Here is a 25,323-nt window from a genome sequence, read left to right on the forward strand (position 1 = left end):
CCCCACGGTTCTGATCAGAGCGAGAGCGGTCCGGCCGGCGGGCCGGGCCGAAGCGGTCCTCAGTGACTCGATCAGGGCCTCAGAGCTTGGCCAGCTTGGCGTAGGGACTGGGAATCCGTCCCTTGCGGCCGGCGAAGTCGACGAGGACGGCGATGTTGTCGCCCTCGACGGCGATGACTCGCCCCAGGCCGAACTGATCGTGCGAGACCCGGTCGCCCACCGTGTACTGCTCGATCGGAGGGTCTGCCTGGGCGTTGCGGTTGAAGGGACTGGACGGCAGGTGGCGCCGGGATCCGGCTGACTTGGTCATTGCTGCCAGTATGGTCCCTCCGGCGGCCTCTGGACAGCGATCCGATCCGACAGTGGTCAGATCGAAACAGGTTCAGAACACAAAAGCGATCAGCACACCGGTGGGACCACCGGGACGGCGGGGCCCCGGGAGGCCGCCCGCGGCGGTGGGCCGGGTCCCGGCCCACCGCCTGCTTCCCGGGCCAGGCGGCGTCACGGCCCCGCTCCAGGAGCGGCACCATCCGGAAGGCCGCGTCCGGGAGGCCGCCGAAGGGTGTGTCGGCCGGGCTTGTCCGACCCGGCGGGGCCCACCCGGTAGCCCCCCGGATTCCAGATGCAGCCGGGGATGTGTTCCGGGACCTGCTCCGCCGGGTCGCCCCGGTGGTGGTAGGCCGCCCACTCGTCGGTGACGATCAGGACCCGGTTTGTAGCCCGCCCTGGTAGTGCTGTCGGACCGCCTCGGTCGTGTGGGTACCGCCGAGTGAGCCGAACCGGTCGATGACCTTCAGGACCGACTCGCCCTGGCGGAACGGCACCGGGTGACTTGTCGTACCGAACTCCACCAGATCAGCCTTTCCGCCCTCATCGCCACCGCGGCCCGAACACGGCGGCGGCGTCCGCCCGGATCAGCTCGGAACGCTGCGAGAGCGGCCCCCACAGGGAGCCCGAGCGGTCGACGAGGGCCAGGGTCCGTCCGGCCGCTCAGCACGGGCACCCGGGCCGGCGAATCGCCGAGCGCCTTCTCCAGCGGGTACGCCCAGCGCAGCGACGGCGCGTGCTGGTACGCGGCGAGATACCGGAACGGGAACCGCCGCGACCGCTCGACCGCCGCCGGATCCGAGATCGCCTCCGCGACCCCTACCGCGACCGCGCCCTGAACGCCGACTTCCGCGCCTCCTTGGCGACCCGCTTGTCCGGGTGCAGCCTGCCCATCGCCTCCAGCACGTCCGCCGTGGCGGGATGGTCCACCCGCCACGCGACGTCGAAGAACCCGCTGTGCTGACCGGTCAGGCCCTCCACCAGTCCCTGGAGCTCCTCCAGCTCCCCGCCGGCGTCGAGCTGAGCGGCGATGGTGTCGATGGACAGCCAGAAGATCATCGACTCGGACGGCGGCGGCACGTCCGCCGCTCCCCGCTCGGCGAGCCACACCCGCGCGAGGCCCCCCAGCTCCGCGTCACCGAGAACCGCACGGACCGCCGGCTCGGCCCGGTGGCCGACGAGGCTCAGCGCCTGCTGGCACCGCAGCCTCCGCAGCGGCCCGCCCGCGTCCGCGCCGCGCGCCGCCGCCAGCAGCTCCCGCGCCGCGTCCGCGGGCTCGTGCCGGGCCAGCCACTGCTCGGTCTCCGCGCGCCCCGCGGACTCGGAGTAGTGCGCGAGCCCGTCGAGCAGCACATCCGCGCCCTTGCCCGCCAGCTCCCCCACCGCGGGGGCGTCGATCCCGGCCTCCAGCATCCGCGCCCGGACGCCGTAGAGCCCGAGCGGGGTCAGCTTCACCAGCCCGTACCGGGACACGTCCTCGTCCTCGACGGCCACCGCGGGATCGTCGTCCGCCTCCGCCATCAGTGCCTCGTCCACCGGCTGGTACTCGACGAGACCGGTCTGCTCCAGCAGCCGGAACTGGTCGTCGAGCCGGATCATCGCCACCGACACCTGTTCCAGGACGTCGTCGGTGGGCTCCCCCATGTCGTCGGGGACGATCATCGACGCGGCGAGCGCGGGCAGCGGCACCGGCTCCTCGCCCGAGCCGCCGTCCGCCACGGTCAGGAGGTACAGATTGCCGAGGACGCCGTCGAGGAACTCGGCCTCCCCCTCGGGGTCCCAGTCCAGCATGGTGTAGTCGATCTCGCCGTCGTCGCCGATCACGTCCGACAGATCGTCGAGGAGGGGGGCGATGGCGTCGGCGTGCGCCGCGTCCAGCGTCTCCAGCCAGATGGCGAGGACGTCCTGGGGGCCGCCGGAGGCGATGAGGCCCAGGTTCTCGCCCGGAGCCGCCGTACCGTACTCGTCGGTGTCGCGCTCGGGGTCCTCGATCACGACGAGACCCGCGTCGACCGCCGCGCGCCACGCCTCGCTCGCGCACGCCTGTCCCTCGTCGTCGTCCTTGAGTCCGAGCGCCACCGCCGCGGCGGGCAGCTGCTCGTCGGCGAGTTCGCCGCCCGCGCCCACCCGGGTGTCCGGTCCGGCCCATCGGGCGAGCCCGACGGCCCTGCTCAGCAGGGGTGTGGCGAGCGCGTCCCGCGCCAGCTCCGCGTCGGAGTTCAGCCGCACGGGCGGCAGGGTGGGACGGTCCTGGGACATCTGAACGCTTCTCCTCGGGGGGTACGGATTCCGGGCGTGGCCCCGGGGCGACTCCCCAGCGTAGACGCATTTCACCGGGTTTCGCCGCGCGCAGGTGGTTCTTGGTCATGTGGCCGGATGCCCACCCCACCGGTGCCGGACCGGCCCCGCGCCCCGCCGCGCGCCCGATATGCACCGGACGCCCCGCCTCCCCGTGCCGGACATCTCCGGCTTCACCGGCCCGACGACGTCCGTACATCTGCCGGCTCTTGACAACTCCCCTGCCCAGCCAAGAGATTGACGCGCGTAGAACCTCGCACGCACCGCACCGCGCCTCACTGCAATCCGTCGCACCGCACCACACACGGCGCAGACAGCACCGCACCCCTCCCGGCGCACGGCACCGCACCGCTGCCGTGCCGCCCGCAGCGCCGCCCGACCGCATCCCGAACCCTCGATTCCGGAGTTTTGATGCCTTCCTCCGTCATAACGAGCGCCGTACCGAGAACGGCCGCCGTCGCGACCGTCGTCGTCTCCGCGCTGGCCGCGGGCCTGCTCGCCGGTCCCTCCAGCGCGTCCGCGAAGGCCGCCGGCTCCGGCTCCGGGGTCCGCGTCCACGACATCCAGGGCACGACACGGATCTCCCCCCTGGCCGGAAAGCCGGTCACGGACGTCCCCGGCATCGTCACGGGCGTACGGACCTACGGTTCGTCGAGGGGCTTTTGGATCCAGGACCCGGACGGCGACGGCGACCCGGCCACCAGTGAGGGCGTCTTCGTCTTCACCGGCCCCGGCTCCACGCCTGCGGTGAAGGCGGGAGACGACGTCCTGGTGTCGGGCACGGTGGCCGAGTTCGTGCCGGGCGGCGCCTCGTCGGGCAATCAGTCGCTCACCCAGATCTCCCGGCCGGCGGTGACGGTGCTCGCCTCGGGGCGCCCGCTGCCCGCGCCGGTCACCGTCTCCGCCCGGTCGGTGCCCTCGGCGTACGCCCCCACCGGTGATCCCACCGCCGGAGGCAGCGTCAACGCGCTGCCGCTGAACCCCCGGAAGTACGCCCTGGACTACTACGAGTCCCTGGAGGGGACCAACGTCCGCATCGGCACCTCCCGCGTGGTCGGCGCGACGGATCCCTTCTCCGAACTGTGGGTGACGGTCAAGCCGTTCGAGAATCCGAGCGCCCGCGGCGGCAGTCTGTACGGCTCGTACGCCTCGCAGAACACCGGGCGTCTGCAGATCCAGTCGCTGGTGCCGCTCGCCGAGCAGCCGTTCCCGAAGGCGAATGTGGGCGATGTGCTGCGGGGGCGGACCGAAGGCCCCCTGGACTTCAACCAGTTCGGCGGCTACACGCTGACCGCGCGGAGTCTCGGCACGGTCGAGGACCGCGGTCTGCGCCGGGAGCGCACCCGGCCGCAGAGCCGCGGTGAGCTGGCCGTGGCCACGTACAACGTGGAGAACCTCGACCCGTCCGACCCGCAGGAGAAGTTCGACGCGCTGGGCAGGGCCGTGGTGGAGAACCTGTCGTCGCCCGACATCCTCGCCCTGGAGGAGATCCAGGACAACTCGGGCGCGCGGAGTGACGGCACGGTGGCCGCGGACCAGACCGTGAAGAGGTTCACGGACGCGATCGCCGCCGCGGGCGGCCCCGCGTACGACTGGCGCGGTGTGGACCCGGAGAACAACCGGGACGGCGGCGAGCCCGGCGGCAACATCCGCCAGGTCTTCCTCTTCAACCCGGAGCGGGTGTCCTTCACCGACCGGCCGGGCGGCGACGCGAGGACCCCGACCGGTGTCGTACGGGAGCGGGGCAGGGCGGCCCTGACCCTGTCCCCGGGCCGGATCGACCCCGGGAACACCGCGTGGGAGTCCAGCCGCAAGCCGCTCGCGGGCGAGTTCACCTTCCGCGGCCGGACGGTCTTCGTGATCGCCAACCACTTCGGCTCGAAGGGCGGCGACGAGGCCCTCACCTCGCACCACCAGCCCCCGAACCGTTCCTCCGAGGTCAAGCGGCTGCAGCAGGCGCGGCTGGTGAACGCCTTCGTCAAGGACGTCCTCAAGGCCGACCGGCGCGCGGACGTCCTGGTCGTGGGCGACATCAACGACTTCGAGTTCTCGGCGACGACCGAGGCGCTCACCGACGGCGGCGCGCTCCGGGCGGCGGTCACCTCCCTCCCGCGCCGGGAGCGCTACTCGTACGTCCACCAGGGCAACAGCCAGGTCCTGGACCAGATCCTGACCAGCCCCTCGATCGACGGCTTCGACTACGACAGCGTGCACATCAACGCGGAGTTCGCGCGGCAGGACAGCGACCACGACCCGCAGGTGCTGCGCTTCCGCCCGTAGGCGCCTCCCTACACGCCCGGACGGAGGCTCAGTCCGGGCGTGTAGCGGTCCACACGGCTGCCGGTCATCCCCGGGTACGACTGGACCTTCCGCCACTCGTCACCGACGGCTTCTCCCCCGCCGCCGGCCCGGGCCAGCGACTCCCGGTGCCCGTCCGCGCTCACCCACTCGGCGTAGTCGAGGACGCGCGTCCCGTCGGTGCTGATGTGGAAGTACGCGGAGATCCCCTCGGAGTGCCCGCCGTCGCCGCTCCCCAGCGCGGCGAACACGGAGTCCACCCAGTCGCGCCGGCTCCCGGCGTCCGGCCCGTCGAACCGGACGTCCACGATGACCACGCAGCCGGGGACACGGTCGTCGTCGGGATCGGCCCCGGACCGGTAGAGCCGGTACGAGTCGAGCCCGAGGCGCACGATTCCGGGCACGGCCGCATCGATCTCGGCGTTGCGCTCGTCCCGGTGGGAGCGCGAGAACTCCTGGTAGGCGTCCTCGCTCGCCCACTGGGAGTAGTGCAGCAGGGTCCGGCCGTCCTCGCCGGCGTGAACGGTGTACGAGAGCAGCCCGACAATCGGCCAGAGCCTGCTCCGCCAGCTGCCGGCGATGGCGTCGAGGGTCGCGCGCTGCCGTTCGGGCGTGCCGACGTCCCAGGTGGACACCTTGACGACACCGACTCCCGGACGGTCGAGGTCGGGCCGGGCGCCGGGCCGGACGGCGACGTTCACGGGCATGGCGGCATCCCTTCGATCCGGCGCGCCCCTGCGGCGAACCGCTGGTCACCATCGTGAAACGTCAAGCGCGATTGAGGTCAACCGCCGGTTCACTCATCAGCGATGCTTACCCCTCACCCCAAGCAGATCTCAGTGGACCTTCATGGTCGTGGCGCACCAGACTGCCGGTATGACCCCTTCACGTCCCTTCGGCCGCACGCTCTGCGCGATGGTCACCCCCTTCACCGCGACCGGTGACCTGGATCTGGAGAAGGCCGCGAGCCATGCCTCCGGGCTGATCGCCGAGGGCTGCGAGGGGCTGGTCCTCAGCGGCACCACGGGTGAGTCCCCGACGACGTCCGACGCGGAGAAGTCCGCGCTGGTACGGGCCGTGCGCGAGGCGGTCGGTGACGGGGTGCCGGTCGTGGCGGGCGTCGGCACCGCGGACACCCGCCACACCGCCGAACTGGCCCGCGCGGCGGAGCGGGCGGGCGCGGACGGGCTGCTGGTGGTGGCCCCGTACTACAGCAGGCCGCCGCAACCGGCCGTCGAGGCGCACTTCCGGGCGGTCGCCGACGCGGTCGGGATCCCGCTGATGCTGTACGACATCCCGGGCCGCACGGGCACCCGGATCGAGCCCGACACCCTGCTGCGGCTGGCGGACCACCCCGGGATCGTCGCCGTCAAGGACTGCGCGTACGACCTGCTCGGCTCGACGAAGGTCATCGCGCGCACCTCGCTCGCGTACTACTCCGGCTGCGAGGAGCTCAACCTTCCCCTGTACGCGGTGGGCGGCGCGGGCTGTGTCAGTACGGTCGCGAACGTCGCGCCACGTGCGGTGCGGGCGGTCCTCGACGCGTTCGACAACGGCGACACGGAGGAGGCCGCGCGCCTCAACCAGCGTCTGATCCACCTCACGGAGCTGATGATGTGCTCGGGCCTCCCGGGCACGGTCACCGCCAAGGCCCTCCTGGACGCGGGCCCGGTCCGCCCACCCCTCCAGCCCGCACCCCCCTCCTCCCTCGCCCCTCTCCACGCGGCCCACGCAGCCCTCACCGCCGCCTAGCCCGCCCCGCCGACGTCCGACGCCGCACATCCCAGCCCCGCCGACGTCCGAAGCCACCCACCCCACCCCCGCCGGCGACTGAGGCCACCCACCCCAGCCCCGCCGGCGACTGAGGCGCGGGCTTCGGGGCAGAGCCCCGACAGGCCAGGGCACGCACTCCACCCCCGCCGACGTCCGAAGCCACCCACCCCAGCCCTGCCAGCGATTGAGGCCACGCATCCCAGCCCCGCCGGCGACTGAGGCGCGGGGTTCGGGGGCGGAGCCCCGACAGGCCGGGGCACCCACTCCAGCCCCGCCGGCGATTGAGGCGCCGGGCCCGGGGCGGAGCCCCGGAAAGAGGCCGCAGGACATGCGCGGCGCCCCCGGTCCCCCGCCCCGGCCACCGCCTAATTGTGGCTGTGGAGAACCTCGTTCAGCCCACCCCACACCGCGTTGTTCGGCCGCGCCTCCACCGCTCCGGTCACCGAGTTCCGCCGGAACAGGATGTTGCTCGCGCCGGACAGTTCCCGCGCCTTGACGATCTCGCCGTCGGGCATCGTGATCCGCGTTCCCGCCGTGACGTAGAGCCCCGCCTCGACCACGCACTCGTCGCCGAGCGCGATGCCGACGCCCGCCTCGGCCCCCACCAGGCAGCGCTCGCCGATGGAGATGATGACGTTGCCGCCGCCGGACAGCGTGCCCATGGTGGACGCGCCGCCGCCGATGTCGGAGCCGTTGCCGACGACGACTCCCGCGGAGATACGGCCCTCCACCATGGAGGTGCCGAGCGTGCCCGCGTTGAAGTTGACGAAGCCCTCGTGCATCACGGTGGTGCCCTCGGAGAGATGCGCGCCGAGGCGGACACGGTCCGCGTCGGCGATGCGTACGCCCTTGGGCACGACGTAGTCCGTCATCCGCGGGAACTTGTCGACGCTCGTCACCTGGAGGTGCAGCCCGTCGGCCCGCGCGTTGAGGCGGACCTTCTCGATGTCGTCGACGGCGACCGGCCCGAGCGAGGTCCAGGCGACGTTGGCGAGGAGCCCGAAGAGCCCGTCGAGGCTCTGGCCGTGCGGCTTGACCAGCCGGTGGGAGAGCAGATGGAGCCGCAGATACGCGTCGTGGGCGTCGAGCGGCTTCTCGTCGAGCGAGGAGATGACCGTACGGACGGCGACGACCTCGACACCCCGGCGGGCGTCGGGTCCGACCGCCTTCCCGGCACCCTCGCCGAACAGCGCGGCGGCCCGCTCGGCGTCGAGCCGCTCGGTCCCGGACGGTCCGGGCTCGGCGACGAGTTCGGGGGCGGGGAACCAGGTGTCGAGTACGGCACCGGCTGCGGTGAGGGTGGCGAGCCCGGCGGCGACGGCGCCGGTGGTACGGGGAGCGGTGGTATCGGTCATGAGGAGAACCTAACCGCCGACGCGCCCCCCGGGCGAACCCATCTCACGCCCCGGGTCGGGCCCGGTCACGCGGGGACGGCGGTGTCCGCGCGCACCCCCGGCGCGGGTCCCGGGCCGGCCGCCCGACCGGCCGTGACCGCCGGCCGCACCTCCCCCGGCGCGGGCCCGGAACCACCCGCTCCGGAGCTCAGCGCAGCACCCTCGCCAGCATCTCCCGCGCGTACTGCCTGTCGTACGTCCCGTCGGTCAGCAGCACCTGGAGGCTGATCCCGTCCATCAGGGCCACCAGGGCCCGCGCGGTGGCCGGATCGGTGAAGGGGGACAGCGCCTCCACGACGCCGTCGGTCCACTGCGCGGCGACCGGCCGCAGCGCGGGCCTGCGCAGGGCGGCCAGATACAGCTCGTACTCCAGCTCGACGGCGGTACGCTCGCCGGCCAGCCACGTTTCCATCAGCAGCGCGAGTTCCGTGGCGAGATCGGCCTCCGGGTCGACGAGCGCGGGGCTCTCCCGGACGGCCACCGCGAAGCACTCGTTCGTCTGCCGGAGCGCGGCGATCAGCAGGTCGTCGAGGGTGGCGAAGTGATACGTCGTCGAACCGAGCGGCACATCCGCCTCAGCCGCGACGGTGCGATGGCTCAGCCCGGCGATCCCGGCGCGCCCGACGACGCGGATCGCCGCGTCGATGATGCGCTGACGCCGCTCGGGGTCGTAGCGGCGGGCCATCAGTGGGCCCCGCCCGCGTTGAGCACCACCACTCCGGCGATCACCAGCGCGATCCCGGCGAACTTGGCCGGACTGGCGGACTCCCCGAGGAAGAGCATCCCGATCGCCGCCACGGCGGCGGTGCCGACGCCCGCCCAGATGGCGTAGGCGGTGCCCACCGACAGGGTCTTGAGCGTCAGCGCGAGGAGCGAGAAGGCGATCAGATAGCCCACGACCGTGAAGAGCGAGGGCCAGAGCCTGGTGAAGCCCGCGCTGTACTTCATGGCGGTGGTCGCCGCCACTTCGGCCGCGATCGCCCCGGCCAGCAGTCCGTATCCCATGCGTACGACTGTACACAACGATATGTACGGAAGTACACACCAGGTGGGAGGGGTGACCGTCGGACCGTACCTGCGCTACGACTACGGTGTCCGATCGGGCACAGTGCCGCTCCGGGCCGTGCGGCCACCGGTGGCTCGCACCCCGTCCGCGGCCGGCACCTCATCAACGGGAGACAACCTCAGTGGCATACGGAAACACGCCTCCGGGCTGGAGCGGCTGGGCGCCCCCGCCTCCGCCCAAGCCCGGAGTGATACCCCTGCGTCCGCTCGACCTCAACGAGCTGCTCGGCGGGACCTTCGCCACGATCGGCCGCTACTGGAAGCCGCTGTTCGGCATCGTCGCGGCCGTGTATCTGGCGGCGACCGCCCTTCTCTCGGCCGTGGCCGTGATCCTGTACCGGCAGGTCGAGGAGAGCGCCGACGCGCTGATCGCCCTGGAGGGACGGGATCCCGTCTGGGACGACTTCCGGCCCCTGGTGACCGCTCTGACCGTCTTCGGGGCCGCCGGGGTGGTCGTCATGCTGCTGACGACGGCCCTGGTCTCCGCTGTATGCCAGTCGGCGCTCCAGGACGCCGTGCTCGGCAGGCGGACGACCGCCGGCACCGTCTGGGGGCGGGCGTGGGCACGGTTCCCCGCCGTGCTCGGCACGGTGGTGCTCACCGGGCTGCTGTATCTGATCCCCGTCGGGCTGTTCATGACCGCCTATGTGTCCCTGCTGATCACGCTGGCCACCGACAGCGGGGGGACGGTCGCCCTTCTCCTGGTGACCGTGATCGCCGGGCTGATCGCGATCCCGCTGTGCACCTGGCTGTGGGTCCGGTTCAGCCTCTCCCCCGCGGTCGCCGTCTTCGAGCGCCAGGGCGCGGTCGCGTCGATGCGGCGCTCCGCGAAGCTGGTGGGCGGCAGCTGGTGGCGGGTTCTGGGCATCACCCTGCTCGCGGGTGTCATCGCCGGTACGGCGGGCTATGTGATCCAGATGCCGCTCAGCTTCATGACGATGGTTCCCGGTGTGGTGGACACCTCCGAGCTGGGCTCCGAGCCCACGTTCTCTCAGATCGTGTCCGCGCTGAGCGGTGTGGTGATCCTGCTGGTGCTGGGTCAGCTGATCAGCCAGATCCTGATCACGGTGTTCCCGCAGCTGGTCGTCGGGATGCTCTACATCGACCAGCGCATCCGCCGGGAGAACCTGGCCCCCGCCCTCGCCGAGGCCGCGGGCCCCCAGCCCCCGGGGCCGGTCCGCCCCGGCCCGTCCGGCGCCTGAGAGCGGACCCGTCCACCGGCACGGACCCCCGGAGCACGGATCATGGCCATGCCCGCCAGTGATCTGGCGGGCATGGCCATGATGTACGAGACCGATGTGCTCAGTGCGCCCCGACCGGTGCGCGGTCCCCGCGGAAGCCCCGCACCGTTCCGCGCCCCGGCCGCCGCAAGGCTCCCGGGCGCCTCAGACGTTGAACCCCAGCGCCCTCAGCTGCTCGCGCCCATCGTCCGTGATCTTGTCCGGTCCCCACGGCGGCATCCAGACCCAGTTGATCTTCAGCTCGTTGACCAGACCCTCCGTCGCCGACTGGGCCTGGTCCTCGATCACATCCGTCAGCGGACAGGCCGCCGACGTCAGGGTCATGTCCAGCGTGGCCACATTCGAGTCGTCGATGTGGATGCCGTAGATCAGACCGAGGTTGACGACGTCGATGCCCAGTTCGGGGTCGACGACGTCGTACAGCGCCTCGCGGATCTCTTCCTCGGAAGCCGGCTTCAGCGCGGCCCCTGCGTTCTCGGTCATACCGTCTTCCTCTCGGGGCCGTCGCCCAGCGCCTGGGCGGTCGCGTCCTTCCACGCCATCCAGCTCAGGAGCGCGCACTTCACCCGGGCCGGGTACTTGGAGACACCGGCGAACGCGATCGCGTCCTCCAGCACCTCCTCCATCGCGTCGTCCGGCTCGATCCTGCCCTTGGACTGCATCAGCTCCAGGAACGTGGCCTGGATCTTCTGCGCGTCGGCCAGTTCCCTGCCGACCAGCAGCTCGTTCATCACGGAGGCGCTGGCCTGGCTGATGGAGCAGCCCTGGCCCTCGTACGACACGTCCTCGATGCGCGAACCGTCGTACTTCACCCGCAGCGTGATCTCGTCGCCGCACGTCGGATTGACGTGGTGCACCTCGGCGTCACCGTCCCGAAGCCCCCGGCCGTGCGGGTGCTTGTAGTGGTCGAGGATGACGTCCTGGTACATCGAATCAAGCTTCACAAGGGCTCCGCTCTACCCGAAGAAGTTACGGACGTGCTCCAGCCCGTCGATCAGCGCGTCGACCTCTCCGGGCGTGGAGTACAGATAGAACGACGCTCGCGTGGTCGCCGGAATTCCGTACCGCAGACAGACCGGCCGCGCGCAGTGGTGGCCGACGCGAACCGCGATGCCCTGTTCGTCCAGCACCTGACCCACGTCATGGGGGTGGATGTCCCCCAGCGTGAAGGAGATCGCGGCGCCCCGGTCCTCGGCCGTGACCGGGCCGATGATCCGCAGATCGGGAACCTCCAGCAGACGCTTCACCGCGTACTCGGTGATCGCGTGCTCGTGGGCGGCGATGTTCTCCATGCCGATGGAGCTCAGATAGTCCACCGCCGCACCGAGGCCGACGGCCTGGGCGATCGGGGGCGTACCGGCCTCGAACTTGTGCGGCGCGGGCGCGTAGGTCGAGGAGTGCATCGAGACGGTCTCGATCATCTCGCCGCCGCCGAGGAACGGAGGCAGATCCTCCAGCAGCTCCTGGCGGCCCCACAGCACCCCGATCCCGGTCGGACCGCACATCTTGTGACCGGTGAAGGCCACGAAGTCCGCCTGGAGCGCCTGCACGTCCATCGGGGCGTGCGGGGCGGCCTGGGAGGCGTCGATCAGAACCAGGGCGCCGACCTCCTGGGCGCGGCGCACGATGGCCTCGACCGGGTTGATCGTGCCCAGGATGTTGGAGACCAGCACAAAGGAGACGATCTTCGTCTTCTCGGTGATGATCTCCTCGATGTTCGAGAGGTCGAGACGGCCGTCGTCGGTCAGGCCGAACCACTTCAGACGCGCGCCCGTGCGCTGCGCGAGCAGCTGCCACGGCACGATGTTGGAGTGGTGCTCCATCTCGGTGATGACGATCTCGGTGTCGCGGTCGACCCGGTAGGGCTCATCGGCCCAGCCGAGCATGTTGGCGACCAGGTTCAGCGACTCGGAGGCGTTCTTGGTGAAGATCACCTCGTCGCGGCTGGGCGCGTTGATGAACGCGGCGACCTTGTCACGGGCGCCCTCGTAGAGTGCCGTGGCCTCGTCGGCGAGGACGTGGATGCCCCGGTGGACGTTGGCGTGGTGCCGCTCGTAGTAGTCGTTGACCGCGTCGAGCACCTGGCGCGGCTTCTGCGAGCTCGCGGCACTGTCCAGATAGACGAGCTTCTTGTCCCCGTGGATCACCCGGTCGAGGATCGGGAAGTCCTTGCGGATCGCCTCGGTGTCGAGGAGGCCGGGCAGTTGGGTCATGCTGATACGCCACCCTTCACATAGGCCTCATAGCCCTCGGCCTCCAGCTTGTCCGCCAGCTCGGGACCACCGGACTCGGCGACGCGGCCGTCCACGAAGACATGGACGCGGTCGGGCTTGATGTAACGCAGAATGCGCGTGTAGTGCGTGATCAGCAGGGTGCCGACCTCGCCGGTCTCACGGACCCGGTTGACGCCCTCGGAGACGACCCGCAGCGCGTCGACGTCGAGGCCGGAGTCGGTCTCGTCGAGGATGGCGATCCTCGGCTTGAGCAGCTCCAGCTGAAGGATCTCGTGGCGCTTCTTCTCACCGCCGGAGAAGCCCTCGTTGACGTTGCGCTCGGCGAAGGCGGGGTCCATGTTGAGGCGCTCCATGGTCGCCTTGACCTCCTTCACCCAGGTACGCAGCTTGGGTGCCTCGCCACGGATCGCGGTGGCGGAGGTGCGCAGGAAGTTGGAGACGGAGACACCGGGGACCTCGACCGGGTACTGCATGGCGAGGAAGACACCGGCACGGGCGCGCTCGTCGACGGACATCTCCAGGACGTCCTCGCCGTCGAGGGTGACGGTGCCGCTGGTGATCGTGTACTTGGGGTGCCCGGCCAGCGAGTAGGCGAGGGTGGACTTGCCGGAGCCGTTGGGGCCCATGATGGCGTGGGTCTCGCCCTGCTTCACGGTCAGGTCGACACCCTTGAGGATCTCCCGGGAGCCGTTGTCGGCTTCGACGGAGACGTGCAGGTCGCGGATTTCAAGCGTTGCCATGGGTAGCTCAGGACTCCTGGGTGAGGGAGACGAGCACATCGTCCCCTTCGATCTTTACGGGGTATACGGGGACGGGGCGCGTCGCGGGCAGTCCGGACGGCTTGCCGGTGCGGAGGTCGAAGCTGGAGCCGTGCAGCCAGCACTCGATCTGGCAGTCCTCCACCTCGCCCTCGGACAGCGAGACGTTCGCGTGCGAGCAGATGTCGTGGATCGCGAAGACCTCGCCCTCGGTACGGACGACCGAGACCGGCGTGCCGTCGAGCTCCACCCGCCTCGGGGTGTCGTCCTCCAGCTCGCTCAGCGCACAGGCGCGGACGAAACTCATGCGACCGCCGCCTCCAGCTCTTCCTCGATCTTGGCGATCAGGCGCTCCTCGACGTCCGGGAGACCGATCTGCTGGACCAGCTCGGCGAAGAAGCCGCGCACGACGAGCCGGCGGGCCTCCTGCTCCGGGATGCCCCGGGCCATCAGATAGAAGAGCTGCTCGTCGTCGAAGCGGCCGGTGGCCGAAGCGTGGCCGGCGCCGACGATCTCACCGGTCTCGATCTCCAGATTCGGCACGGAGTCGACCCGGGCGCCGTCGGTGAGGACGAGGTTCCGGTTCATCTCGTAGGTGTCGGTGCCCTCGGCGGCGGCGCGGATCAGCACATCGCCGATCCAGACCGCGTGCGCGTCCTCGCCCTGGAGCGCGCCCTTGTAGACGGCGTTGGACTTGTTGTGGGGCGCGTTGTGGTCGACGAGGAGGCGGTGCTCCTGGTGCTGGCCCCGGTCCGTGAAGTAGAGGCCGAACAGCTCGGCCTCGCCGCCGGTGGCCGCGTAGGAGACGCGGGGGTGCAGCCGTACGAGATCGCCGCCGAAGGTGACGACGACGGACTTGAAGGAGGCGTCCCGGCCGACCAGCGCGTTGTGCTGGGCGACGTGGACGGCCTTGTCGTCCCAGTCCTGGACGGAGACGACGGTCAGCTTGGCGCCGTCACCGAGGACGAACTCGACATTGGCGGCGAGCACGGCGTCACCGGTGTGGTCGATGACGACGACGGCCTCGGCGAACGCGCCCAGCTCGACGAGCTGGTGGCCGTAGGCGACCCCGCCCTCGCCGTGCACGGCGACGCGGATGGGCTCGGTGAGGACGGCCTCCTTGGGCACGGTGACGACCGTCGCCTGCTCGAAGGAGGAGTACGCCTGCGCGGCGACGCGGTCCACGGGGACGCCCGCCCTGCCGAGCCGGGCGTCGTCACGGCCGACGGTCTCGACGGTCACGCCCTCGGGGGCGTCGACGGCGACCTTGACACCGCCGCTCGCGACCGCGGTGCCGTCGTGGAGACCGGCGAGGCGCTGCAGCGGGGTGAAGCGCCACTCCTCCTCGCGGCCGTGGGGCACCGGGAAGTCCGCCACGTCGTACGACGGGGGCACACTCATACGAGTGGCGACGGTCGACTCGGCGGCCACCGCGATCGCGCCGGCGGTGGTGGAGCCCGCCGGAATGTTCTGAGCCTCAACCATGGCTGTCGTCGTGCTCTCTCTCTGCCTCTGGTTCACAAAAGTCAGTCGCTGCTGGGGCGGGCACCCGTCGTGCCCGCCCCGTGGGAGGTCCGGCCGTCAGCCGACCGAGCCCTCCATCTGCAGCTCGATCAGCCGGTTGAGCTCCAGGGCGTACTCCATCGGCAGTTCCTTGGCGATCGGCTCGACGAAGCCGCGCACGATCATGGCCATCGCCTCGAACTCGGTCATACCGCGGCTCATCAGATAGAAGAGCTGGTCCTCGGAGACCTTGGAGACGGTCGCCTCGTGGCCCATGGAGACGTCGTCCTCGCGGACGTCGACGTACGGGTAGGTGTCCGAGCGGGAGATCGTGTCGACCAGCAGCGCGTCGCAGAGCACATTGGACTTCGCGCCCGGCGCGCCCTCGCCGATCTCGATCAGACCGCGGTAGGAGGTGCGGCCGCCGCCCCGGGCCACCGACTTGGAGACGATGTTCGAGGAGGTGTTGGGGGCCATGTGGACCATCTTGGCGCCGGCGTCCTGGTGCTGGCCCTCGCCCGCGAAGGCGATGGACAGGGTCTCGCCCTTGGCGTGCTCGCCCATCAGGTAGACGGCCGGGTACTTCATGGTGACCTTGGAGCCGATGTTGCCGTCGACCCACTCCATGGTCGCGCCCTCGTAGGCCACGGCCCGCTTGGTGACCAGGTTGTAGACGTTGTTCGACCAGTTCTGGATCGTCGTGTAGCGGCAGCGGCCGCCCTTCTTGACGATGATCTCGACGACGGCGCTGTGCAGCGAGTCCGAGGAGTAGATCGGGGCGGTGCAGCCCTCGACGTAGTGGACGTAGGCGTCCTCGTCGACGATGATCAGCGTCCGCTCGAACTGGCCCATGTTCTCCGTGTTGATACGGAAGTACGCCTGGAGCGGGATGTCGACCTGGACACCCTTGGGCACGTAGATGAACGATCCGCCGGACCACACCGCGGTGTTCAGCGAGGCGAACTTGTTGTCGCCGACCGGGATGACCGTGCCGAAGTACTCCTGGAACAGCTCCGGGTGCTCCTTGAGCGCGGTGTCGGTGTCCAGGAAGATGACGCCCTGCTCCTCCAGGTCCTCGCGGATCTGGTGGTAGACGACCTCGGACTCGTACTGCGCGGCGACACCGGCGACGAGGCGCTGCTTCTCCGCCTCCGGGATGCCGAGCTTGTCGTAGGTGTTCTTGATGTCCTCGGGCAGGTCCTCCCAGGACGCCGCCTGCTTCTCCGTGGAGCGCACGAAGTACTTGATGTTGTCGAAGTCGATGCCGGAGAGGTCGGAGCCCCAGCTCGGCATGGGCTTCTTGTCGAACAGCCGCAGGCCCTTCAGCCGCAGCTTCAGCATCCAGTCCGGCTCGTTCTTCTTCGCCGAGATGTCGCGGACGACGTCCTCGGAGAGTCCGCGCCTGGCCGCGGCGCCGGCCACGTCGGAGTCGGCCCAGCCGAATTCGTACGTGCCCAGACCCTCCAGTTCGGGGTGGGCAGTCTCCGTGGGGAGAGTCATGCGGGGTTCCTCCCGGCCGTGCTTGCTGATGCAGTCGGTGTGGTGGTCTGTCTGGTGCCGTGCGTCGGCGCTGAGCCGCGCGGGGGCCTGTTGTACGGGGCCTTGCCGTGCGGGGTGCTGTCGTTGCGCGGGATGAAGGTCGTGCACACGCCGTCGCCGTGGGCGATGGTGGCCAGACGCTGCACATGGGTCCCGAGCAGACGGGAGAAGACCTCCGTCTCCGCCTCGCACAGCTGGGGGTACTGCTCGGCGACATGGGCGACCGGGCAGTGGTGCTGGCAGAGCTGCTCACCCCGCTGGGGGGCGGGGGCGCTCCGCGCCGTAGCAGCGTACCCGTCGGCGCTGAGCGCTTTGGCCAGCGCCTCGGTGCGCTCCTCGGGGGCCGCCGCCTCGACGGCCCTGCGGTAGGACTCGGCCTGGGTCTCCATGCGGTCGCGGGCGAAGGCGGCCACGGCCGCCTCTCCCGCCGCGCCGCCGCCCGCGGTGCGCTCGATCCAGCGGAGCGCGTCGGCCGCGAGCGTGTCGTACGACTGGTCGAAGGCGTCCCGGCCGCAGTCGGTCAGGGCGAACACCTTGGCGGGCCTGCCGCGGCCGCGCGCCCCGTAGACCCGCTTGTCGCGGGCCTCGACCACCCGGTCGGACACCAGCGTGTCGAGATGACGGCGGACCGCCGCCTGGGTGAGGCCGAGACGGGCCGCGAGGTCCGCCACGGTGGACGGGCCGTGGTCCAGGATGGAGCGCGCGACCCGGTTGCGTGTCGAGTGGTCCCACTTCTGCTCGAACCGCGTCCCGGCCGCGAGTTCCTCCCGGGGAGCCTCGCCGACGTTTTTCACAACGCCATTGTTGCGTAATTCCTCTGAGCGTGACAACTGCCGTCCAACCCGTGGTCCGGTGCGCTTCATCACTTAGGGTTACCTAAGAACAGGGCCCGTCCGGTCTCCGCCGGACGGGCCCTGACCTGGTCTTCTCCCGGGTTCAGCCGCTGAGATCGGGGCGCTCGGTGACCCTGATCGAATTGACCAGAGGTTTGCCGTACTTCGCCGGGAACCGCAGGTCGAGACGGCCGTCGCCGGTGACCTGGACGGTGAAGGCGCGGTCGTGGGCCGTCCGGGTGCCCGCCTCCAGGGTGAGATCCAGATCGGGCACGGCCTCACGGCCCTGGGCCGTCACGCCGAAGACCCGGGCACCGGGCCGCTTGGACGCCAGCTCCGCGAAGCCCAGCTCGACCCGGTAGGTCCCGGCCGGCAGCCCGTCGAAGCGGTATCCGTACATGCCCTGGCGGGCCGTCGAGTACAGCGCCGGCGCGGCCATCGGCGGGACGCCCGCGACCGGCCGGGACGTGGACTGTGCGGTGGATCTTCCGAGATGGCCGTGGCCCCCGGGCGTGTACGGCACGTCCGGGGTCCAGGTGTCGCCGGACGGATCGGTCAGCGGCCGGGCCGCACCGGCGTCCACGGCCTTCTGGTACGCGGGCACGACGACCGTCACCGGAAGGTCGGTCACGGGCGCCCGGCCGCTGCGGGAGGTGATCCGCAGCGTGCCGGAGAGGACCGATCCCGGCCTCACCCCGGTCGTGTCGATGTCCAGGGTGACCGCCCGGCGCTGCCCCGGCGCCAGCTCGCCCGCGGCGGGCGACGCCGTGATCCAGCTCCCGGCGTCCTTCTCGGCGACCGTGTACGGGCTCGCCGAGCCGGTGTTGGAGAGCGTCAGGGTGCGGGTGCGGTGCTGTCCCGCCGGGACGACCACGGTCAGCGCCCGGGTGTCGGCGGCGACCCGGCCGGTGGCGAGTACGGCGTCGGCGACGGCGGTCCCGCCCGGCCCGGTGGTGCGGCGGGCCGTGGCCCCGGTGTAGGCGGGCGCGGACAGGTCGATGTCGTACGCCGCCGGCCCGGCCGACGGCACCTGGACGGCATAGCCGCCGTCCGCACCGGTCACATCGGCGCCGAGCGCGCCGGCCCCGCCGCCGACCGTTGCCCGCGCGCCCGCCACCGGACCGCCGTCGTTGGCGTCGGTGACCGTGCCGCTCAGAACCGCGGTCTTCGTCGTACGGAAGTGGATGCTCATCCCGTCGTGGATCACCGCCTCGTTGTACGAGTACATCAGGGCGTCGTCGGCCCGGTCGTTCTCGATCCCCACGGTGGCGGAGACACCCCGCTCGTACAGCCCGTCGTCGATGTCGCGGTAGTGGAAGGAGGCGGTGCCGTCCTCGCCGGCCACGGCCGAGAAGGTGAGCCGCTCGGGGCCGCGGGCGCGCAGGACGTTACGCCACTCGACGACGAGTTCGCGGTGCGGGGCGGTGCCGCGGGTCGTCCAGTAGACCCCGGAGCCGTCGTCGAGGGTGAGTTCGTCCCAGAAGGGGAGGAGCGCGCCGCTCGGGCCGGACGGGTCGGGCAGGGGCCAGTTCTCGCCCGAACCGCTGCTCGACGCGAAGGAGACGGCGCCCCGGAGGTTCGCGGTCGCCTGGCGGTAGGTGCGCCCGTAGAAGGGGATCGGGAAGGGGAGGTCGAAGGTGACCACGGCACCTCCCCAGGTGTTCATCGGCAGCTTGGTGGTCCCCCGGGGCAGTTCCTCCCCGGCGCGGACCGCGCACACGGTGCCGAAGGTGTCGGTCCGGTCCGGCAGCGCGATGTTCTGGACGGAGTCCGCGGTGACCTCGATACGGACGGCGGTCGGCGCGGCGCAGCGGTGGGCGGGAGTGGCGGCGAGGTCGTAACGGCCCAGGGGCAGGCGCAGCCGGTAGCGGCCGTCGGCGGCCGTGGTGGTGCGCAGGGGGGTGCCGGGGACGTGGACGGCGGTGTTCGCCTCGGCCCCGCCGAGTGCGGTGATCCTCCCGGTGACATCGGCCGACGGCAGCTCGGTGAGGGCGAAGTCCCGGACCGCGTCGGCGTTCTCGGGGACGGTCACGGTCCCGGTGACGGTGGTGTGTCCGAACTTCTCCGCCGTGACCCGGTACTCGCCGGCCACGATCCGGATCACGTCGTACCGGCCGTCCGCGCGGGTGGAGACGGTCGCCGTGACCGGCCCGGTGAAGGTCACCGTCGCGTCGGGCACCGGGGCACCGCCCGCGGTCACCGTGCCGCGGGCGGTGCCGACGGGCCCGCGCGCCGCCGCGGTCACGGCCGCGAACGCGTCGAGCCGGCCCTCGCCGAAGACGTTGTTCCGGTCGATCGTGCCGCCGCAGCTGAGGTCCCCCGTGTCGGCGGCCGAGGCGCCGAGCGCTCTTTCGGTCGCGGCGATGTCGCCGCGCATCGCGGGGACGGCCGACCAGAGCAGGGCGACGGCCGCGGCGGTGTGGGGCGAGGCGAGCGACGGGCTGGTGAAGGCCTTGTAGGTGCCGCCGCGCCAGGTGGAGCGGATGTCGACCCCGGGTGCCGCCAGGTCGGGCTTGATCCGGCCCGCCTCGCCCGTACCCCGTCCGGAGCTGCCCGCGATGGTGTTGTGGAAGTCGAAGGAGCCGGTGGAGTGGGCGTTGTCGTACGAACCGGGCGAGGCGGCCGTGACACATGCGGGGCCCGTGTTGCCGCTATGGAAGGCGGGGAAGATACCGGCGTCCCGCCATGCCTGAACGACGGGTTTGTACCAGGAGTCGTAGACGTGGTTCGTCCAGGAGCTGTTGACCACGTCCGGCGCGAGGTCCGGGCGCGGATTACGGCCGGCCCGGTCGGTGGGCGCGAGGATCCACTGCCCGATGCTCAGCATGGTGTCCTGGTAGCAGACGAGGGTCCCGCAGGCGCCGACCGCGATCCACCGGGCGCCGGGGGCGACACCGGTCCGGTTGTCCGCGCCGTCGTCGCCGACCATGATCCCCGCGGTGAGGGTGCCGTGTCCGGAGTAGTCGCAGGGCGCGTCCTCGGGCACACAGCGGCGGTAGGGGTCGAACCAGTTGTAGTCGTGGTCGTAGGTGCCGTCCGCGCGCAGCCCGCGGTACTGCGCCCGCAGGGCGGGATGGGTGTAGTCGACCCCGGTGTCGACGGAGGCGACGGTGATGCCCTCGCCCCGCACCCCGTAGCCGGACCAGACCTCGGGCGCGTTGACCCGCCCGACGTTCCACTCGGCGGCGGCGCGGGTGCGGATCCGCTGCCCGGGCTCGGGCCGCGGCGGGGTGAACCGGACCGGATCGTCCGCTTCCAGGGCGGTGACCTCGGGGCGGGCGGCGATCTTCTCGGCGAGGGCCTTTCCGGCGGTGACCTTGACGGTGTTGGTGATCCAGAAGGACTCGTACCGCGCGCCTCCCGCCTTGAGCAGGTTCAGCAGGGGGGCCTGCGACTTCCTGGCGTGGTCCCGTTTGATCGCGTGGACCGCGCGGCCCTTGGCCGCCTTGCCGCGCAGCCGCCGGGCGGCCGAGGTGTCGGCCTCGCCGGACAGGGTGACCCAGAAGGTCGCCCTGTCCCCGGCGTCGAGCCGGCTGCGGACGCCGGTCTCGGTCTTGGCCCGGTAGGGAGCGGCCGGCCCGGACACCGGGGCGGCCCCCGGTCCGGGTGCGGCCGGTGAGGCGGGGGCCGGTAACGCTGGAGGCGGGGCGGCGCCGACGGCGAGCGTGAACGCCAGGGCCGCGGTGGCGAGGGCGGCGCGGGCGGGCCGCCGTCCGGACAGACGTCTGACCACGGACTCTCCTTGTGGGGGGTGTGAGGGCTCAGGGACTCCTGCATCGTGAAGGAGTCGACACGTGCCGGGGAAGAACGCCTCATGCGTCAGTTCCGGCCGTTTTCGCACCCGGTGTCACAGGGGTCACAGGGCCCGCACCCCGGTGCCCCGCGGGGCCCGCCTAGACTTCCCGGCATGCGTAGCGAGCCCGCCGTCCAGATCCGGGGCCTGGTCAAGCGGTACGGATCCAAGACGGCCGTGGACGGCCTCGACCTCCGGGTACCCCAGGGCCTGGTCACCGCCGTGCTCGGCCCCAACGGAGCGGGCAAGACCACCACGATCGAGATCTGCGAGGGCTACCGCCGCGCCGACGCGGGCACCGTACGCGTCCTCGGACTCGATCCCGTCGCCGACGCCGCCCGGCTGCGCCCCCGCGTCGGGGTGATGCTCCAGTCCGGCGGGGTCTACTCCGGCGCCCGCGCCGACGAGATGCTGCGCCACACCGCACGGCTGCACGCGCATCCGCTGGACGTGGACGCGCTGATCGAGCGCCTGGGCCTGGGCGGCTGCGGCCGTACGGCCTACCGGCGGCTCTCCGGCGGCCAGCAGCAGCGGCTCGCGCTCGCGATGGCGGTCGTGGGCCGACCCGAACTGGTCTTCCTGGACGAGCCCACCGCGGGCCTCGACCCCCAGGCCCGCCGCTCCACCTGGGAGCTGGTGCGCGAACTGCGCGCGGACGGGGTGTCGACGGTCCTGACCACCCACTTCATGGACGAGGCCGAGGAACTCGCGGACGACGTCGCGATCGTCGACGCCGGCCGGATCATCGCCCGGGGCAGCCCCGAGCAGCTCTGCCGCGGTGGCGCGGAGAACACCCTCCGGTTCCTCGGCCGGCCGGGACTCGACGTCGGCTCGCTGCTCAAGGCGCTGCCCGACGGCACGGAGGCGGCCGAGCTGACCCCGGGGACGTACCGGATATCGGGCGAGGTCGGCCCCCAGCTGCTGGCGACGGTCACCTCCTGGTGCGCACAGCACGGAGTGATGCCGGACGGCATCTCGGTCGAACGCCACACGCTTGAGGACGTCTTCCTGGAGCTGACCGGCAAGGAGCTGCGCGGATGAGTGCCGGTACCTACGCGCCCAGGCCGGGTGCCGCGCCCCTGGGCCGCATGATCGCCGCGCAGACGGCGTTCGAGACGAGGATGCTGCTGCGCAACGGCGAACAGCTGCTGCTCACCGTCGTCATCCCCTCGCTCCTCCTCGTCCTGTTCTCGACCGTCGACATCATCGACACCGGTTCGGGCGAGGGCGTCGACTTCCTGGCACCGGGTGTGCTCGCGCTGGCCGTGATGTCCACCGCGTTCACCGGGCAGGCGATCGCCACCGGCTTCGAGCGGCGGTACGGAGTGCTCAAGCGGCTCGGCGCCTCACCGCTCCCCCGCTGGGCGCTGATGTGCGCCAAGACGCTCTCCGTCCTGGTCACCGAGGTCCTCCAGGTGGTCCTGCTGACCGGTATCGCGTTCGCTGTGGGCTGGTCGCCCCAGGGCGACCCGTTCTCCGTCCTGCTGCTGCTGGTCCTCGGGACCGCGGCCTTCAGCGGGCTCGGTCTGCTGATGGCCGGAACGCTCCGCGCCGAGGCGACGCTCGCCGCCGCCAATCTGGTCTTTCTGCTGCTGCTCGTCGGCGGCGGGGTGATCGTGCCGCTGGACCGCTTCCCGGACGGGGTCGCTTCGGTGCTCGCTCTGCTGCCGATCTCCGCGCTCTCGGACGGGCTGCGCGACGTCCTCCAGCACGGGTCCTCGCTGCCGTGGGGCGATCTGGGCATCCTCGCGGGCTGGGCGGTCCTGGGGCTGGGCGCCGCCGCCCGCTTCTTCCGCTGGGAGTGAGCGGGCGGTGAGCGGGGACGGGCGGCCGGGTGCCGAGCGGAGCCGTACGCGGACGGGGACCGGGACGGTAAGGCGGACCGCCTCCCCGGCGGAGCGCCCGATGTCACACCCCCCTCGTGAAATCTTGCACAAGGCCCGGCCTACGATTGTGCCCGTGCAAACTCCGCTCGCCCTCATCGCCCAGCGCTGGACGCCCGCTCCGGGGACCCTCCGGCGCGCCGCCCTGTCGGCCGTCGTGATGACCGTGGTCATCATCGTCACGGGAGGCGCGGTCCGGCTGACCGGCTCCGGCCTCGGCTGCGACACCTGGCCCAAGTGCACGGACGACAGCCTCTTCGCCACGCCCGAGCAGGGACTCCACGGGGCGATCGAGTTCGGCAACCGGATGCTGACGTACGTCCTGTCGGCGGCCGTCGGCTGGGCCATCATCGCCGCGCGCTCCACCAAGCCGCGGCGGCGCTCGCTGACCCGGCTCGGCTGGGCCCAGTTCTGGATCGTCGCGAGCAACGCCGTCATGGGCGGTATCACCGTGTGGGCGGGGCTGAACCCGTGGACCGTGGCGGGGCACTTCCTCGCGGCCAACGCGCTGCTCACCGTCGCCGTGGTCACCTGGCACCGGGCGGGCGAGGGCGACGGCGCGCCGCGCCCGCGTGTGCCGCGTCCGGTTCGCAAACTGTCCTGGGCGATCGTGATCACCGCCGGTCTCGTCATCACGCTGGGCACGGCGGTGACCGGATCCGGCAAGCACGCGGGCGACAGCAGTGACGTCCCGCGGATGCCGTGGGACTGGGTCAACGCGGCGCACGTGCACGCGATCTCCGCGTGGGTGGTCTGTGCACTGGGCGTCGCGATGTGGCTCGTTCTGCGTGTGGTGGACGCCCCGGACGACACCCGGGCGCGCGCGCGGGATCTGCTGATCGTGCTGCTGCTCCAGGGCGGGGTGGGCTACCTCCAGTACTTCACCGGGGTCCCGGAGATCCTGGTCGGCGCCCATATGCTCGGTTCCGCGCTGATGTGGATCGCGGTGGTCCGGCTGGCCCTGAGCATGCGCGAGCGCCCGGCGGCCACGGCGGAGATCCCGGCCCAGACCGACCCCGCGCTGACCCGGGTCTGAGACCGGCCCGTTCCGTACCGGCCGGGAAGCCGATCCCTGCCGGGTGGCCCCGGGCCGGGCCGGACAGGGACACGCGTACCTCACCGGGCGGACCGGGCTCAGGTCTCCCGGCGCGCCGCCCGTGACCTCTCAGCCGGGGCCCTGGCGGCCGGAGACCGCGAACGGCATGCGTCCCGGCCAGGCTGGCGCCGGCCGGCCGCTCCCCGCCGGACCGGGGACGGGGAGGCCGTAGACCCGGCGGGCGTTGCCGGCCGCGATCATCCCGGCGACCCGCTCCGCGTCCGTACGGGACCAGGCGCCGTCGCGGACCCAGCCGCCCAGCACCCGGCCCAGGGCCTCCCGGAAGACCCGGGCACCCACCACATGCAGCTCGGGCAGCCCGCGTGCGCCGCTGGAGAACAGCAGCTTGCCGAAGGGCACCAGCTCCAGGATCTCCGCCAGCACGGCCGCGGCCCGGGCGCCCGTGTGGGCGAGGGCGGGCCCCGAGTCGGCGTACACATGCGGGAAGACGCCCGCCAGATGCGCGGCGTGCCGGTGGTACGGATACCCGTGCAGCAGCACCAGATCGGTGCCGAGCCCCGCGGTGGCCGCGGCGAAGCCCGAGAGCAGCATGGGGTCGCCGACCCCCACATGGAGCTGGAGCGGCAGTCCGGAGGCCACCGCGACCCACAGCAGATGGCGGACGAGGACCGGATCGGTCAGCTCACCGCCGACCGGCCGCCCGGCGAGCCAGCGTCCGGCGGCCCTGCGGACCTCCCCGGGGCCCGGCGCCCCGGGATCGAGGGCGACCCCGTGACGTACCGCGGCGACGGAGGTGAAGGCCACGGCGGAGGCGGCGGCTCCGTGCACCGACTCGGCGAGGTTGGCGAGGAAGCCCTCCACGGTCCCGGAGGTGTCGGCGACCTGCTCGGCGAGGAGTTCGAGGCGGACGATCTCATGCGCCTCGGCCGCGGCCGAGGCGGCGATCTCGGACGGTCCGGTGAGATCCCCGGGCAGCCCGGTGTCCACGAGAAAGGTGGAGATCCCGCTCCCCCGCAGCAGTCGTCGGCCCGCCTCCAGCACCCCCAGCTCCCGTCGCCGGGCCAGATAGCGGGCGGGCGGACAGTGCGGTTCCAGGCCGAGCAGCGGCGGACACCAGCGGCGTACGGCAAAGCCGGTCTGGGTGTCGAAGAACGTCGTCCCGGGCGCGGGCGGGCCGTCCGCGCGCCCGAGCCGGGCCTCGAAGGTGCCGAGACCCAGCTCCGTACGGAGCACCCCGTGGCAGTACTGGTCCACGAGGGGGGACGGGGTGTCGATCATCCGGGCTCCCGGTCGTGGACTCGTGTGCTTCCACAGTCCTAACGGGTGA

At 71.7% G+C, this 25,323-nt stretch carries 22 protein-coding genes and 1 pseudogene; 6 read left to right on the forward strand and 17 right to left on the reverse strand.

The genetic code is table 11. The features are described 5' to 3' along the window. Positions 1-79 precede the first annotated feature (79 nt). The 3 genes and pseudogenes from ACFYT4_RS15345 to ACFYT4_RS15355 form a co-directional block, all read right to left on the reverse strand. The gene (locus ACFYT4_RS15345; RefSeq protein ID WP_389268474.1) at positions 80-310 is read right to left on the reverse strand and encodes a hypothetical protein; all 231 of its coding nucleotides are present in this window, start codon (positions 308-310) and stop codon (positions 80-82) included. Between the two features lie 178 nt (positions 311-488). Continuing rightward, a pseudogene (locus tag ACFYT4_RS15350) lies at positions 489-1,177 on the reverse strand (TROVE domain-containing protein); the annotation flags it as partial. After that, a complete protein-coding gene (locus tag ACFYT4_RS15355) occupies positions 1,147-2,586 on the reverse strand; it encodes a hypothetical protein (protein ID WP_389268476.1) in 1,440 nt (479 codons plus the stop codon). The gene ACFYT4_RS15355 and the pseudogene ACFYT4_RS15350, both read right to left, overlap by 31 nt. Positions 2,587-3,036: 450 nt before the next feature. Between ACFYT4_RS15355 and ACFYT4_RS15360 the strand changes: the two genes are divergently transcribed. Then, the gene (locus ACFYT4_RS15360; RefSeq protein WP_389268478.1) at positions 3,037-4,905 is read left to right on the forward strand and encodes an endonuclease/exonuclease/phosphatase family protein; all 1,869 of its coding nucleotides are present in this window, start codon (positions 3,037-3,039) and stop codon (positions 4,903-4,905) included. 8 nt (positions 4,906-4,913) lie between these two features. On the opposite strand, the gene ACFYT4_RS15365 is transcribed toward ACFYT4_RS15360, so the two are convergent. Further along, positions 4,914-5,630: an antibiotic biosynthesis monooxygenase gene (locus ACFYT4_RS15365; RefSeq protein ID WP_389268481.1), complete on the reverse strand. Its 717-nt coding sequence runs from the start codon at positions 5,628-5,630 to the stop codon at positions 4,914-4,916. 169 nt (positions 5,631-5,799) lie between these two features. Here ACFYT4_RS15365 and dapA point away from each other — a divergent pair, with 169 nt between their 5' ends. Continuing rightward, positions 5,800-6,675, forward strand: coding sequence for a 4-hydroxy-tetrahydrodipicolinate synthase (gene dapA / locus ACFYT4_RS15370; RefSeq protein WP_389268483.1), 876 nt, complete (start codon positions 5,800-5,802; stop codon positions 6,673-6,675). Between the two features lie 386 nt (positions 6,676-7,061). Here the strand turns inward: dapA and dapD are convergent, their stop codons facing one another. From dapD to ACFYT4_RS15385, 3 genes are all read right to left on the reverse strand, one after another. Continuing rightward, positions 7,062-8,051: a 2,3,4,5-tetrahydropyridine-2,6-dicarboxylate N-succinyltransferase gene (dapD, locus tag ACFYT4_RS15375; RefSeq protein WP_389268485.1), complete on the reverse strand. Its 990-nt coding sequence runs from the start codon at positions 8,049-8,051 to the stop codon at positions 7,062-7,064. Between the two features lie 187 nt (positions 8,052-8,238). Then, entirely contained in the window at positions 8,239-8,775 is a 537-nt protein-coding gene (locus ACFYT4_RS15380; RefSeq protein ID WP_389268487.1) for a TetR/AcrR family transcriptional regulator, read from the reverse strand. After that, positions 8,775-9,095, reverse strand: a complete 321-nt coding sequence (locus ACFYT4_RS15385; protein ID WP_389268489.1) for a DMT family transporter — start codon at positions 9,093-9,095, stop codon at positions 8,775-8,777. The genes ACFYT4_RS15380 and ACFYT4_RS15385 overlap by 1 nt, the downstream gene beginning before the upstream one ends. A 182-nt stretch (positions 9,096-9,277) precedes the next feature. Between ACFYT4_RS15385 and ACFYT4_RS15390 the strand changes: the two genes are divergently transcribed. Further along, complete coding sequence (locus ACFYT4_RS15390; protein ID WP_389268491.1) at positions 9,278-10,357, forward strand: hypothetical protein; 1,080 nt, start codon at positions 9,278-9,280, stop codon at positions 10,355-10,357. A gap of 183 nt (positions 10,358-10,540) precedes the next feature. Here the strand turns inward: ACFYT4_RS15390 and ACFYT4_RS15395 are convergent, their stop codons facing one another. The 9 genes from ACFYT4_RS15395 to ACFYT4_RS15435 all read right to left on the reverse strand — a co-directional run bounded on the left by ACFYT4_RS15395 (position 10,541) and on the right by ACFYT4_RS15435 (position 20,996). After that, entirely contained in the window at positions 10,541-10,879 is a 339-nt protein-coding gene (locus ACFYT4_RS15395) for a metal-sulfur cluster assembly factor (RefSeq protein WP_389268493.1), read from the reverse strand. After that, on the reverse strand, positions 10,876-11,340 hold the full coding sequence (sufU, locus tag ACFYT4_RS15400; RefSeq protein ID WP_389268495.1) for a Fe-S cluster assembly sulfur transfer protein SufU: 465 nt from the start codon (positions 11,338-11,340) through the stop codon (positions 10,876-10,878). The genes ACFYT4_RS15395 and sufU overlap by 4 nt, the downstream gene beginning before the upstream one ends. 12 nt (positions 11,341-11,352) lie before the next feature. After that, entirely contained in the window at positions 11,353-12,609 is a 1,257-nt protein-coding gene (locus ACFYT4_RS15405) for a cysteine desulfurase (RefSeq protein ID WP_389268497.1), read from the reverse strand. Then, on the reverse strand, positions 12,606-13,370 hold the full coding sequence (gene sufC, locus ACFYT4_RS15410) for a Fe-S cluster assembly ATPase SufC (protein WP_389268499.1): 765 nt from the start codon (positions 13,368-13,370) through the stop codon (positions 12,606-12,608). Before sufC ends, ACFYT4_RS15405 begins: the two co-directional genes overlap by 4 nt. Positions 13,371-13,377: 7 nt before the next feature. Further along, entirely contained in the window at positions 13,378-13,695 is a 318-nt protein-coding gene (locus ACFYT4_RS15415) for a non-heme iron oxygenase ferredoxin subunit (protein ID WP_389268501.1), read from the reverse strand. Beyond that, positions 13,692-14,873: a Fe-S cluster assembly protein SufD gene (gene sufD / locus ACFYT4_RS15420; RefSeq protein WP_389268503.1), complete on the reverse strand. Its 1,182-nt coding sequence runs from the start codon at positions 14,871-14,873 to the stop codon at positions 13,692-13,694. The genes ACFYT4_RS15415 and sufD overlap by 4 nt, the downstream gene beginning before the upstream one ends. A gap of 96 nt (positions 14,874-14,969) precedes the next feature. Continuing rightward, entirely contained in the window at positions 14,970-16,391 is a 1,422-nt protein-coding gene (gene sufB, locus ACFYT4_RS15425; protein WP_389268505.1) for a Fe-S cluster assembly protein SufB, read from the reverse strand. Next, the gene (locus ACFYT4_RS15430) at positions 16,388-17,224 is read right to left on the reverse strand and encodes a helix-turn-helix transcriptional regulator (protein ID WP_389268507.1); all 837 of its coding nucleotides are present in this window, start codon (positions 17,222-17,224) and stop codon (positions 16,388-16,390) included. The genes sufB and ACFYT4_RS15430 overlap by 4 nt, the downstream gene beginning before the upstream one ends. A 142-nt stretch (positions 17,225-17,366) precedes the next feature. Continuing rightward, complete coding sequence (locus ACFYT4_RS15435) at positions 17,367-20,996, reverse strand: S8 family serine peptidase (protein ID WP_389268509.1); 3,630 nt, start codon at positions 20,994-20,996, stop codon at positions 17,367-17,369. A gap of 174 nt (positions 20,997-21,170) precedes the next feature. On the opposite strand from ACFYT4_RS15435, the gene ACFYT4_RS15440 reads away from it, so the two are divergent. The 3 genes from ACFYT4_RS15440 to ACFYT4_RS15450 all read left to right on the forward strand — a co-directional run bounded on the left by ACFYT4_RS15440 (position 21,171) and on the right by ACFYT4_RS15450 (position 23,975). Beyond that, positions 21,171-22,097 carry an ABC transporter ATP-binding protein gene (locus tag ACFYT4_RS15440; protein ID WP_389268511.1) on the forward strand — a complete coding sequence of 309 codons (927 nt, stop codon included), beginning with the start codon at positions 21,171-21,173 and terminating at the stop codon, positions 22,095-22,097. Beyond that, positions 22,094-22,861, forward strand: coding sequence for an ABC transporter permease (locus ACFYT4_RS15445; protein ID WP_389268513.1), 768 nt, complete (start codon positions 22,094-22,096; stop codon positions 22,859-22,861). Before ACFYT4_RS15440 ends, ACFYT4_RS15445 begins: the two co-directional genes overlap by 4 nt. Positions 22,862-22,961: 100 nt before the next feature. Next, entirely contained in the window at positions 22,962-23,975 is a 1,014-nt protein-coding gene (locus tag ACFYT4_RS15450) for a heme A synthase (protein WP_389268515.1), read from the forward strand. Between the two features lie 129 nt (positions 23,976-24,104). On the opposite strand, the gene ACFYT4_RS15455 is transcribed toward ACFYT4_RS15450, so the two are convergent. After that, positions 24,105-25,274 carry an amidohydrolase family protein gene (locus ACFYT4_RS15455; protein ID WP_389268517.1) on the reverse strand — a complete coding sequence of 390 codons (1,170 nt, stop codon included), beginning with the start codon at positions 25,272-25,274 and terminating at the stop codon, positions 24,105-24,107. Positions 25,275-25,323: the final 49 nt, after the last annotated feature.

The sequence above is a fragment of the Streptomyces sp. NPDC004609 genome, from assembly GCF_042873655.1.
Taxonomy (GTDB): domain Bacteria; phylum Actinomycetota; class Actinomycetes; order Streptomycetales; family Streptomycetaceae; genus Streptomyces.

Coding starts and splice junctions, on each gene's coding strand:
- ACFYT4_RS15345 (WP_389268474.1), bottom strand. CDS start 310: ATGACCAAGTCAGCCGGATCCCGGCGCCACCTGCCGTCCAGTCCCTTC.
- ACFYT4_RS15355 (WP_389268476.1), bottom strand. CDS start 2,586: ATGTCCCAGGACCGTCCCACCCTGCCGCCCGTGCGGCTGAACTCCGAC.
- ACFYT4_RS15360 (WP_389268478.1), top strand. CDS start 3,037: ATGCCTTCCTCCGTCATAACGAGCGCCGTACCGAGAACGGCCGCCGTC.
- ACFYT4_RS15365 (WP_389268481.1), bottom strand. CDS start 5,630: ATGCCCGTGAACGTCGCCGTCCGGCCCGGCGCCCGGCCCGACCTCGAC.
- dapA (WP_389268483.1), top strand. CDS start 5,800: ATGACCCCTTCACGTCCCTTCGGCCGCACGCTCTGCGCGATGGTCACC.
- dapD (WP_389268485.1), bottom strand. CDS start 8,051: ATGACCGATACCACCGCTCCCCGTACCACCGGCGCCGTCGCCGCCGGG.
- ACFYT4_RS15380 (WP_389268487.1), bottom strand. CDS start 8,775: ATGGCCCGCCGCTACGACCCCGAGCGGCGTCAGCGCATCATCGACGCG.
- ACFYT4_RS15385 (WP_389268489.1), bottom strand. CDS start 9,095: ATGGGATACGGACTGCTGGCCGGGGCGATCGCGGCCGAAGTGGCGGCG.
- ACFYT4_RS15395 (WP_389268493.1), bottom strand. CDS start 10,879: ATGACCGAGAACGCAGGGGCCGCGCTGAAGCCGGCTTCCGAGGAAGAG.
- ACFYT4_RS15405 (WP_389268497.1), bottom strand. CDS start 12,609: ATGACCCAACTGCCCGGCCTCCTCGACACCGAGGCGATCCGCAAGGAC.
- sufC (WP_389268499.1), bottom strand. CDS start 13,370: ATGGCAACGCTTGAAATCCGCGACCTGCACGTCTCCGTCGAAGCCGAC.
- ACFYT4_RS15415 (WP_389268501.1), bottom strand. CDS start 13,695: ATGAGTTTCGTCCGCGCCTGTGCGCTGAGCGAGCTGGAGGACGACACC.
- sufD (WP_389268503.1), bottom strand. CDS start 14,873: ATGGTTGAGGCTCAGAACATTCCGGCGGGCTCCACCACCGCCGGCGCG.
- sufB (WP_389268505.1), bottom strand. CDS start 16,391: ATGACTCTCCCCACGGAGACTGCCCACCCCGAACTGGAGGGTCTGGGC.
- ACFYT4_RS15440 (WP_389268511.1), top strand. CDS start 21,171: ATGCGTAGCGAGCCCGCCGTCCAGATCCGGGGCCTGGTCAAGCGGTAC.
- ACFYT4_RS15445 (WP_389268513.1), top strand. CDS start 22,094: ATGAGTGCCGGTACCTACGCGCCCAGGCCGGGTGCCGCGCCCCTGGGC.
- ACFYT4_RS15450 (WP_389268515.1), top strand. CDS start 22,962: ATGTCACACCCCCCTCGTGAAATCTTGCACAAGGCCCGGCCTACGATT.
- ACFYT4_RS15455 (WP_389268517.1), bottom strand. CDS start 25,274: ATGATCGACACCCCGTCCCCCCTCGTGGACCAGTACTGCCACGGGGTG.